This window comes from Microvirga massiliensis, from assembly GCF_001006805.1.
GTDB classification, from domain to species: domain Bacteria; phylum Pseudomonadota; class Alphaproteobacteria; order Rhizobiales; family Beijerinckiaceae; genus Microvirga; species Microvirga massiliensis.
The window spans coordinates 233,735-242,808 of the sequence record NZ_LN811352.1 but is presented as its reverse complement, the minus strand read 5'-3'; the positions used below and the strand labels follow the sequence as shown (position 1 = coordinate 242,808).

Annotated in this window: 9 protein-coding genes and 1 tRNA gene; 8 read left to right on the top strand and 2 right to left on the bottom strand. The window is 64.7% G+C overall.

The features are described from left to right. The coding region (locus BN1233_RS10070; RefSeq protein WP_210168212.1) for a hypothetical protein at positions 1 to 346 on the top strand (346 nt) is incomplete at its 5' end. A gap of 24 nt (positions 347 to 370) precedes the next feature. On the opposite strand, the gene BN1233_RS10065 is transcribed toward BN1233_RS10070, so the two are convergent. Continuing rightward, positions 371 to 460, bottom strand: a tRNA-Ser gene (locus tag BN1233_RS10065). A 105-nt stretch (positions 461 to 565) separates the two neighbouring features. Next, on the bottom strand, positions 566 to 1,159 hold the full coding sequence (locus BN1233_RS42730; RefSeq protein ID WP_048707653.1) for a hypothetical protein: 594 nt from the start codon (positions 1,157 to 1,159) through the stop codon (positions 566 to 568). Positions 1,160 to 1,795: 636 nt separating this feature from the next. Here BN1233_RS42730 and BN1233_RS10055 point away from each other — a divergent pair. The 7 genes from BN1233_RS10055 (at position 1,796) to BN1233_RS10025 (ending at position 8,994) form a co-directional block, all read left to right on the top strand. Next, a complete protein-coding gene (locus tag BN1233_RS10055; protein WP_052763745.1) occupies positions 1,796 to 2,701 on the top strand; it encodes a septal ring lytic transglycosylase RlpA family protein in 906 nt (301 codons plus the stop codon). 88 nt (positions 2,702 to 2,789) lie between these two features. Further along, positions 2,790 to 4,001 carry a D-alanyl-D-alanine carboxypeptidase family protein gene (locus BN1233_RS10050; protein WP_082145340.1) on the top strand — a complete coding sequence of 404 codons (1,212 nt, stop codon included), beginning with the start codon at positions 2,790 to 2,792 and terminating at the stop codon, positions 3,999 to 4,001. Continuing rightward, on the top strand, positions 4,001 to 4,666 hold the full coding sequence (gene tmk, locus BN1233_RS10045; RefSeq protein ID WP_046863437.1) for a dTMP kinase: 666 nt from the start codon (positions 4,001 to 4,003) through the stop codon (positions 4,664 to 4,666). The genes BN1233_RS10050 and tmk overlap by 1 nt, the downstream gene beginning before the upstream one ends. Next, complete coding sequence (locus BN1233_RS10040) at positions 4,659 to 5,717, top strand: DNA polymerase III subunit delta' (RefSeq protein WP_046863436.1); 1,059 nt, start codon at positions 4,659 to 4,661, stop codon at positions 5,715 to 5,717. Before tmk ends, BN1233_RS10040 begins: the two co-directional genes overlap by 8 nt. A 36-nt stretch (positions 5,718 to 5,753) precedes the next feature. Further along, positions 5,754 to 7,304 carry a methionine--tRNA ligase gene (gene metG / locus BN1233_RS10035; RefSeq protein ID WP_046863435.1) on the top strand — a complete coding sequence of 517 codons (1,551 nt, stop codon included), beginning with the start codon at positions 5,754 to 5,756 and terminating at the stop codon, positions 7,302 to 7,304. A gap of 56 nt (positions 7,305 to 7,360) precedes the next feature. Continuing rightward, positions 7,361 to 8,167, top strand: a complete 807-nt coding sequence (locus BN1233_RS10030; protein ID WP_046863434.1) for a TatD family hydrolase — start codon at positions 7,361 to 7,363, stop codon at positions 8,165 to 8,167. Then, the gene (locus BN1233_RS10025) at positions 8,164 to 8,994 is read left to right on the top strand and encodes an MBL fold metallo-hydrolase (RefSeq protein ID WP_046863433.1); all 831 of its coding nucleotides are present in this window, start codon (positions 8,164 to 8,166) and stop codon (positions 8,992 to 8,994) included. The genes BN1233_RS10030 and BN1233_RS10025 overlap by 4 nt, the downstream gene beginning before the upstream one ends. Positions 8,995 to 9,074: the final 80 nt, after the last annotated feature.

Sequence of the window (9,074 nt, the reverse complement as noted above, 5' to 3'; positions counted from 1 at the left end):
CTCTTCTACCATCAGCATGCAAGGCGAGGTGAGCATGCAACCTGACGGCAAAATGGACGATCGCGAGTGGTGGCTGGGGCAGATACGTCAAGCCATGAGCGAGGGAGTCGAAGATTTTCCCCGCGCCAGCATAGTCCGAACGGCGCTTGCCCACCTGACTGAACTGCCTATGGCGTCATCGCAAGAGCAGGCGCTCAGCAAATTGCAGGCGAGCGCATCAGATTTATTGACCGCTGGAACGGATGAGGAGGCATCGACCGCTCGCAACGCCGTTCTCGATGCGTGGCAGTCGGTCGAGGCGTGTTGGGAGAGCAAAGGCGGCCGGACCGTGGCAGGCGATAAGTAATATCAGGCGGCTGGGCTCAGTATTTGGCGGAAGGGGTGGGATTCGAACCCACGGTGGGCTTGCACCCACGGCGGTTTTCAAGACCGCTGCCTTAAACCACTCGGCCACCCTTCCAGGCTCTTGCAGCCACAAATTCGTGACGTGCGAGCCAAATCGAGGAACGGATCGCTCCCGCATCACCACCTCATGGCGCTCTGTATGGCCGCGCCCATCATCTCGTCAACTTTCGCCGGCGCTTGAGGAGCGGAGCGCGCTGTCGCTCCGGATCTTCTCGTCGGGAAGCTCCGACTGCGGCGGCACGGGGCTGCTCATGCGGATCTCGCCCCATTGGAAGGAGATGGAGCCCGACACGCTCGTCGGAGGCTCTACCACCTTGCTGCGCTTGCGGGAGGTGAGCCCGGTCGCCGATGCCATCACCTTCGCCCGCCGCTTAGCGGCGGGCTTCGCGATCCCACGCAGCGCATCGCCTTGGCTCCGGACCTCGAGGAGAACGGCCCGTGCGATCGCCTGGGCGGTTTCCGGACGCGCGGATGACAGGGCGGTGGCGAGCCAGCCCTCGGTTCCGCGATCGAGGCAACCCGTCGGACCCGCCGCCGAGACCACGAAACCCGTCACTGACGCCTCGAGATATCCGGGCCAGCCATCGTCGAACCGCTCCAGAACCCTGTCCAACGCAATGAGCGCATCGATGTCCTCACGACTCCTCGGCCCCTCCGGCAGGACATCCCGCTGCAGCCGACGGAGGTCCCCGAACCCAACTCGGCCGGCGGCCGAGCGCTTGCTGACGAAGGATTGCAGAGAAGTGGTCTTCATGGGCCTCTCCCTTGCTTGGTCAATCGGAAGCCACCCCGGCTTGCAGGCCGGGTCGGCAGAATTCCGGCTCGTGCCGACACTGGGCGCGAAAACGCGCCAGCACGCAGCGTCAAGCCGTCTGGTCTAACATCGTTGAGGTGGTGGGGGCGCCTCTGGGGCAGTGGGATAGTCTCACGCGGGAACCCTCTCATCAACGGGGGGATTCCGGGAACGAACCGGAGGGCCTGTGCGAGATGAGGAGAACCTGGGCCCAAACGGAGAACGGACGGTTCCGGGCCATGGCCAACCCCTTGACGCTTCATACCTGCGTCCGGCACGCAACACTGCCCGGCTTTCCGGGAATGTCGCCGGACGGGTTTGCCCGAGGACCTGCCCGGAAGAGAGGCGTGGCCGTAGGGCAACAGACCCCTGAAAAACGGATCTGTGCCTGGGGATAACTCGATCGGGGTCGACCCGCTAAATCTTTGTAATAGCGCGGTTTTTGCCGCTTTCCCTCGAAGCGGGTGGTGGCCCGGCGAGAATTGACACCCGCTCCACTGCTAACCTTTCATTTACCCGGACGGTGCAGATTGGCGAGGGGCTCCTCGTCCCTGCGACAGGACCAGCGGGAAACCGCGAGCACAAGAGCAGGATCGCATGCTGACGGACAACCGAGTTTGCCGCCGTATTGCTACGGCGGAATCGAGTCTTTTCGCCGCGCGCCTTCTGCGCCTCGCGACGGTGGCGGGCATCGCGCTCATTGTCGCCAACTGCTCCCAGCAGAAGTTCGGCGGCGGTGGCATCGATTCGAAATACGGTGTTGCGCCCAGCCCACGGGTGGTCGCCGATGGCGAACCCGTCCCGAAAGGGGGAGGGCGTCGGCAGGTCGGCAAGCCCTATGTCGTCGCGGGCCGTACCTACGTACCGCAGGAGAAGCCCTCCCGGGTCAATGAGGGCCTAGCATCCTGGTACGGGAGCGATTTTCACGGCCGCCTGACGGCCAATGGTGAGATCTTCGATCGCCGTGCCATTGCGGCGGCGCATACCACGATGCCGCTACCGAGCTATGCTCGCGTGACGAATACCGAGAACGGCCGATCGATCATCGTACGCGTAAACGATCGGGGGCCGTTCCACGACAACCGGGTCATCGACGTCTCTCAAAGGACGGCCGAGGTCCTGGATTTCTACCGGAAAGGAACCGCACGGGTGCGTGTCGAATATGTCGGGCCGGCCGGGTTGCAGGGGAGCGACGATCGCATGCTTCTCGCCAGCTTGCGGACCGACGGAAGCCCGGCGATGCTCCAATCGTCCGGGACCATGGTCGCAGATGCCGCGCCGCGACCGAATGTCCCCGGCGCTGCCTTGGCGTTCCAGTCGCTCTCGGTACGGCAGGCGCCGGTGTCGGACCCGATGACAGTTGCGGCCCGGAGTTCCGTTCCCTTGCCGCCCGAGCGTCCATTTGATCTTGGCACCGTCCGGAGTGCCGCGAAACCGGCGCCGGCCGTCCGTCCGCTGGCCGAGATGACGATCCGCCGCTCCACATTCGCCGGCCTTTATTGAGCGGATAGGTCCGGCGGGAGGTCAACCGGGGCGTTGACCTCTCCCGCGCGGGGCCACAAATTCCGCCTCGTCGGGTGCGAGTGTGGCCATGTTTCTGTTCAAGTTGCTCTTTCGACCGGCGGCAGGGGCCGCGGTCGCAATACTTTGCGTGCTTGCTTTTTTCGACCCCGAGGTTGCTCGGGCCCAGTCGTTCCAGACGACTGCACAGCAGGCCATCTTGGTCGATGCGGACAGCGGGACCGTCCTTTTCGAGAAGAATGCCGATGATCTCATGGCACCTGCCAGCATGGCGAAGACCATGACGGTGGAGGTCATTTTTCACGAGATCCAGGAAGGGCGTCTGTCGCTCGACTCGGAATTCACCATTTCGGAGAACGCGTGGCGCAAGGGCGGCGCCGCGTCTGGCGGATCTGCAATGTTCGCCCAAGTGCACAGCACGATCAAATTGTCGGATCTCCTGCGCGGCATCATCGTGCAATCCGGTAACGACGCAGCTATCGCCGTGGCGGAGGGAATTGCCGGAACCGAGGAGAACTTCGCCCGGATGATGACGGAGCGCGCCCGTGAACTCGGGATGACGCGGTCGACCTTTCGTAATGCCACCGGATACGGTCACCCGGAGCAGAAGGTCACTGCCCGGGATCTCGCGAAGCTCGCGATTCACATCATCGAGACCTACCCGGATCTCTACAAGATATTCGGCGAGCGCGAGTTCACCTGGAATCGGATTCGCCAGCAGAATCGCAACCCGCTCCTCGCCATGGATATCGGCGCGGACGGTTTGAAGACCGGAAACATCGACGAGTCGGGCTATGGATTGACCGCATCGGCCGTACAGAACGGCCAACGCCTCGTACTCGTCGTCAATGGCCTCAAGAGCGCTCGCGATCGGGCGAACGAATCCCGGAAGTTGCTGGAATGGGGGTTCCGCGCCTTCGAAGCGCGCCAACTATTCGCGGCAGGTGAGACCGTTGGAGAGGCGCAGGTGTTCGGCGGCGACCGCCGCTCTCTTCCGCTTGTTTCCCTTAGGCCGGTGCAGGTGCTGCTGCCGCGCGGCTCGGGCGACAGGATCGTGGCGCGCATCGTCTACACGGGTCCGCTGCGCGCGCCGATCAAGGCCGGAGACAAGGTCGCCCACCTGCAAGTGGCGCGGGGTGATATCCAGGCGCTCGATATCCCGCTCTATGCGGGCGAGGATGTTGCCGTCGGCACGCTGAGCCAGCGTGCATTCGATGGCCTGCTCGAGGTCGGGACCGGCTGGATCCGGCGCGCCTTCATCGCGGTCACCGATCGGGGCTGATGCCGGGCGCTTTCATCACCTTCGAAGGCGGGGAGGGGGCAGGGAAGTCGACCCAAATCGAACGCCTCCGCCGGCGCCTCGAGGCGCAGGGCCATTCCGTGCTCGTGACCCGCGAGCCCGGCGGTTCCGAACGCGCGGAACGGATTCGCGAATTTCTCCTGAGCGGCCGGGCCAAGGCACTCGGAACGTTTGCGGAGACGATTTTGTTCTCGGCAGCCCGTCTGGATCACCTCGAGAAGACGATCCGCCCGGCGCTCGCCGCGGGTCGTATCGTGCTGAGCGACCGTTTCTCGGACTCGACGCGTGCCTATCAGGGCGCGGCAGGAGCCCTGGAACCGGATCTTCTCGACGCGGTCGAGCGCGTCGTGCTCGCCGGAACGGAGCCGGTCCTGACCCTGATTCTCGACCTTCCCGAAAGCATCGGGATGTCCCGAGCCGTCGACCGTCGGGGGGATGCGCGAGCCGACCGGTTCGAAGGCGAGGGCGCCGCGTTTCATGCCGCACTCCGCCAGGCATTCCTGGACGTGGCGAAAGCCGCGCCACAACGCTGCGCCGTGATCGACGGATCGCGCGATCCCGACACTGTCGAGAAGGAGATCTGGGACGTGGTTCGGACCCGCCTCCCGGATCTCGCCGCCCCTCGCGAGCACGTTGCCCATGGCTGAGCCCGAGAGCATCGAGCCGGACCGGTTCGAGGGAACGCCACACCCGCGGGAGCAATTTCGGCTCGTCGGGCATGCTGATGCAGAGAATGCCTTTGTCGAGGCGATCAGAAGCAGCCGCCTTCATCATGCCTGGCTGATCGGCGGCCCTGCAGGAATTGGCAAAGCCACGCTCGCCTACCGGGTCGCACGGCGGGTCCTGGCGCTCCGTCCGGGGGAGGGTGCCCGGGTTGCGGATCTCGATCTGCCGGCGGATTCGACCGTCGCCCGCCAGGTCGGGGCGCTGTCCCACCCGAACCTCGTCGTGCTGCGGCGCCAGCCCCCGAGCGAGCGCAAGCCGGCTTCGGCCATCATCAACGTGGACGCCGTGCGTCGCGCCCGCACCGTTTTCGAGCGAACGGCGGCCGATGGCGGCCATCGCGTCTGCATCGTCGACAGCGCGGAGGATCTCAACGCCGCGAGTGCCAATGCGCTCCTGAAGGTCGTCGAGGAGCCGCCGCCTCATACGCTCTTCCTGATCGTCAGCCACGCGCCGCAGCGTCTCCTCCCGACGATCCGATCCCGCTGCCGTCGCCTGCTGCTGCGGCCGCTCGACGAGCCGCATATCCGGGCCGTGATCGGTTCGCTGGGCCCGCCCTGGAGCGAGATCGAGGAGGAACTGCTCGCCGGAGCGGTTCGCCTCGGCGACGGGTCGGTGCGTCGGACGCTCGAACTCCTGGAACGGGATCGGATCGAACTGGCAGCACGTGTCACCGCGGCGCTGGATGCACTGCCTTCCGTCGACGACCGGGCCGTCCTCGGCCTCGCGGAGGATCTCGCCCGAAAGGATGCCGGGCCGCTCTACGAGCTGGCCCTCGATACGGTGGACCGGTGGATCGGCGAGCGGATCCGGATGGGGGCAGGGGCGGGCGCAGCTCGCCTTGCGCCACTGGTAGAGGTGTGTGAGAAGGTCGCCCGCACGGCGCGCGAGATCGACATCTATAATCTCGACCGCCGCCCCTTGGTCCTGTCGTTGTTCGACGACCTGGCCGACGCGATCAGGCGCACAGGCTGAGCCCGCCGGACAGATCAGGACTGTCTCGAGGACACCATGCCCGACCGCAAGAGCTTCTACATCACAACGGCGATCTCGTATCCGAACGGTGCTCCGCATATCGGACACGCCTATGAGGCTGTCGCGACCGACGCAATCGCCCGGTTCAAGCGGCTCGACGGCTACGATGTGTTCTTCATGACGGGCGTCGACGAGCACGGCCTGAAGATGACGCAGACGGCCGCCAAGGAAGGCTTGACGCCGGCACAACTGTCCGACCGGAACGTGCCGCTTTTCGAGGCCATGTGCGATCGCCTCGCCGTCTCGCGCGATCGCTTCATCCGCACCACCGAGCCCGCCCATTACGCCGCCTCGCAGGCGATCTGGAAGCGGATGGCGGCCGCTGGCGACATTTATCTCGGCACCTATGCGGGCTGGTACTCCGTGCGCGACGAGGCCTTCTACGACGAGGCGGAGACCACACTGTCCGCGGACGGAACGCGGATCGGCCCGCAGGGAACCCCGGTCGAGTGGACCGAGGAACAGACGTATTTCTTTCGCCTCTCGGCCTATCAGAACCGCCTGCTGAAGCTCTATGAGGCCGTGCCCGATTTCATCTCGCCCGAGACTCGCAAGAACGAGATCGTAAGCTTCGTGAAGGGCGGATTGCAGGATCTGTCGATCTCCCGCACGTCACTGACCTGGGGCGTTCCGGTCCCGGATGCTCCCGGCCACGTGATGTATGTGTGGGTCGACGCGCTCACGAACTATCTTACGGGTGCCGGGTTCCCGAACGAGGCGGATCCGCGCTGGCGCTACTGGCCCGCGGATGTACACGTGATCGGGAAGGACATCGTCCGCTTCCATACGGTGTATTGGCCGGCCTTCCTGATGTCCGCCGGTCTCGAGCTTCCGCGGCGCGTCTTTGGACACGGATTCCTGTTCAACCGCGGAGAGAAGATGTCGAAGTCGGTCGGCAACGTGATCGACCCTTTCGCGCTATCCGACACCTACGGCATCGATCAGCTCCGTTACTTCCTGATGCGCGAGGTTCCGTTCGGCCAGGACGGCAATTACTCGCATGAGGCGATCGTGAACCGCATCAATGCGGATCTCGCGAACGATCTCGGGAATCTCGCGCAGCGCTCGCTGTCCATGATCGCGAAGAACTGCAATGCGGCAGTCCCGTCGCCGGGAAATCTGACGCCGGCCGATGAAGAGATCCTCCGGGTGGCCGACGCATTGCCCCGGAAGGCGAGGGTGGCCATGGAGGGATTCGCCCTTCATACGGCTCTGGCGGAAATCTGGGGCGTCGTCGCCGAGGCCAACCGCTACTTCGCATCACAGGAGCCGTGGGTGCTCCGGAAGAGCGATCCGGCCCGGATGGCGACGGTGCTCTACGTGACTGCCGAGATCCTGCGGGCAATCGGCATCCTGATCCAACCCTTCATTCCGGGGGCAGCCGCGAAGCTGCTCGATCTGCTTGCCGTACCGGAGGCCGAGCGCTCGATCGATCGAGTTGGGCCAAGCAACCGCCTCGCGCCCGAACTGCCGCTTCCGGCACCCCAGCCGATCTTCCCGCGTTGGGTGGAAGCAGAAGAAACTTGACATGGCCAAGCCTTGGAGCCCCGGCCCCGCCAGAGCATGAGAGTAGATCGCAAGAGATGCTGATCGACAGCCACTGTCACCTCGATTTCCCCGACTTCTCGGAGCGGCTACCTGCCGTACTGGCCGCTGCCGAGGCGGCGGGTGTCGGACGGATGGTGACGATCTCGACTCATGTCGAGCGCTACGAGCGATACCGCGCTATCGCGGAGGCGAATGCTGCTGTCTTCTGCACCGTCGGCACTCATCCGCACCAAGCCGCGGCGGAGCCCGACGTCCCGGTCGAGAGGATCGTGGCACTCTCGGAGCATCCGCGCTGCATCGCGATCGGGGAGGCGGGTCTCGACTTCTTCTATGACCATTCACCCCGCGACGTGCAGGAAAGGGTGTTTCGAACCCACATTGCCGCTGCCCGCGAGACCCGCCTCCCCCTCGTGATCCATGCTCGGGACGCCGACCAGGACATGATCCGCATCCTCCGAGAGGAGATGAGCAAGGGCGCCTACAGTGCTGTTCTGCATTGCTTTTCGTCGGGTCCCGAACTGGCGCGGGTCGGTGTCGAGCTCGGGTTCTATCTCTCGTTTTCCGGCATCCTGACATTCCGGAAGTCGGAGGACCTGCGGGAGATTGCCCGGAATACCCCGCGGGAGCGGCTCCTGGTTGAGACCGACGCGCCATTTCTGGCGCCGGTGCCGCATCGCGGACGTGTGAACGAGCCCGCCTATGTTGCTGATACGGCTCGGGTTCTCGCTTCCACGATCGGCGTCACTCCCGAAGAGATCGCGCGGATCACGACTGACAATTTCTACCGGCTGTTCGCGAAGGCGGCCTTGATAGACCGGCCGAAGCAAGCTGCCGTGGCATGAGACAACTCAAGGTCACAATTCTGGGGTGCGGCTCGTCGGGTGGCGTTCCACGGGTCGGAACCGGCTGGGGCGAGTGCGACCCATCCAATCCCCGGAATCGCCGTCGCCGGTGCTCCATTCTGGTCGAGCTTCTTGGGCCGAGCGGCGCGACGACGGTTCTCGTGGACACGTCTCCGGACTTGAGGGACCAGCTTCTCGACGCCGAGGTGAAGCGCCTCGACGCAGTGCTCTTCACCCATGACCATGCCGACCACACCCATGGGATCGACGACCTTAGGCCGATTGCCGGTGTCATGCGCCGCCGGGTGCCGGTCTATATGGATCCGGCAACCGAAACATCGCTCACCACACGGTTCGGCTACTGCTTCTCGACCCCCGAAGAGAGCGATTACTGGCCGATCCTGGAGGCTCGGCCGCTGGTCGCCGGCGAGTTGGTCGTCCTTGATGGACCGGGCGGAACTCTCGACGCCATGCCGTTCACGGTGATGCATGGCCGCACCGAGGCCCTCGGATTCCGCTTTGGCCGCTTCGCTTACGTGCCCGATGTGAGCCACATACCGCAGCGTGCCCTGGACGAACTTCGCGGGCTCGAGCTGCTCGTCATCGACGCGCTCCGGTATACGCCGCCGCACCCGACCCATTTCACGGTCGCGGATGCGCTTGGCCTGATCGAGCAAGTCAAACCCGAGCGGGCGTTCCTGACCAATCTCCACACGGACGTCGATTACGATCAGCTGGCACGCCGTCTGCCGCCGCAGGTCGAGCCGGCCTATGACGGGCTGGTGCTCACCGTGGGTATCGAACGGGTATCGGCTTCAGCAACCTGAACCAGTACGGCGGGGTGGCCTCCAGCGGCCCGCGTCCGCTGCGGGTTAGGTTCCATAATATATCTTATGCGAATGACGCG

Excerpts from the sequence above, each read along its gene's own strand:
- BN1233_RS10055 (WP_052763745.1), top strand. The coding sequence starts at position 1,796 with ATGCTGACGGACAACCGAGTTTGCCGCCGTATTGCTACGGCGGAATCG.
- BN1233_RS42730 (WP_048707653.1), bottom strand. The coding sequence starts at position 1,159 with ATGAAGACCACTTCTCTGCAATCCTTCGTCAGCAAGCGCTCGGCCGCC.
- BN1233_RS10025 (WP_046863433.1), top strand. The coding sequence starts at position 8,164 with ATGAGACAACTCAAGGTCACAATTCTGGGGTGCGGCTCGTCGGGTGGC.
- BN1233_RS10030 (WP_046863434.1), top strand. The coding sequence starts at position 7,361 with ATGCTGATCGACAGCCACTGTCACCTCGATTTCCCCGACTTCTCGGAG.
- tmk (WP_046863437.1), top strand. The coding sequence starts at position 4,001 with ATGCCGGGCGCTTTCATCACCTTCGAAGGCGGGGAGGGGGCAGGGAAG.
- metG (WP_046863435.1), top strand. The coding sequence starts at position 5,754 with ATGCCCGACCGCAAGAGCTTCTACATCACAACGGCGATCTCGTATCCG.
- BN1233_RS10040 (WP_046863436.1), top strand. The coding sequence starts at position 4,659 with ATGGCTGAGCCCGAGAGCATCGAGCCGGACCGGTTCGAGGGAACGCCA.
- BN1233_RS10050 (WP_082145340.1), top strand. The coding sequence starts at position 2,790 with ATGTTTCTGTTCAAGTTGCTCTTTCGACCGGCGGCAGGGGCCGCGGTC.